Annotated in this window: 1 protein-coding gene; it reads right to left on the minus strand. The window is 73.7% G+C overall.

The window, feature by feature from the left end:
- Positions 1-94: 94 nt before the first annotated feature.
- Positions 95-954 (minus strand): PepSY domain-containing protein (locus KBX39_RS31995; protein ID WP_210874153.1); only part of this gene is annotated, 860 nt, incomplete at its 5' end.

Genomic DNA, 954 nt, shown 5'->3' on the forward strand with positions numbered 1-954 from the left:
CAGGAGGGGCGAGGCGCCGTGCGGATCCGCGACTGAGGGTTCACGGCGGCTGTCCGGTCTCTCCGAGGCGGTGACGGCCGGATAGCCGCCGGGGTCAGCTGCCGGCCGGCGCGGGTGAGACGGGTAGGGGCCGGCGGCGCCGACGCGCGAGCAGGCCGAGGACGAGATCGACGACGAGGAAGCCGAGCAGGGTGACGCCGAACCAGGGCAGTGCCCAGCCGAGTGCCAGGGTGACCGGTACGCCGAGCAGCAGCGCCCACCACGGGAGCCCGCGGAGGCCACCTCGGGCGGGCGGTGAGCCGAGCGGGGCGCGACGGCCGGCGCGGGTGGGGCGGCGCTGCCACCACATGCGGTAGCCCCAGACGATGACGCAGAGCAGACCGAGAGCGAGCGCCGCGAGCAGGATCTGGTTGATCGGCCCGAACAGGATTCCCATGTGGGCTTGGATGCCGAGGCTGCTGAGCTGCGCGAGCAGCGGCCAGTCGGCGAAGTCGCTGCGGGCGGTGACCGCGCCGGTGGTGGGCTCGACGGCGATTCGATCCTTCGCGACCGGCCAGGCGTTGTCGACCTGGGCGACGGTCCAGGCCAGGCCGGGCTCCGCGGCGGGGCTGATCTCCACCGGTCCCGAGAGTCCGGCGCTGCGCGCGGAGGCCAGCACATTGTCGTAGGACGCCGGATTGTCCGCCGTGCCGGTCGCCGCGCCACCGTGCTGATGCTCACCGCCGCCCGCGGGCGGGGCCACGCCGTCGACGGTGGTGGAGAGTTCCGGAGTGCCGGCGCGCAGGGTGTCCAGGCCGGTGCTGAAGTTCGCGCCGGCGTACCGGGACCAGGTCAAGCCGGTGGCGGAGAGGAACAGCAGGCCGACCGCGAGCCAGACACCGGTGGTGGCGTGCCAGCCCCGGGTACGGCGAACTCCCTTGCGGGCGGTCAGGTCCGGTACGCTGTCTCTTATAC

The organism is Micromonospora sp. D75 (genome assembly GCF_018070405.1).
GTDB classification, from domain to species: Bacteria; Actinomycetota; Actinomycetes; order Mycobacteriales; family Micromonosporaceae; genus Micromonospora; species Micromonospora chalcea.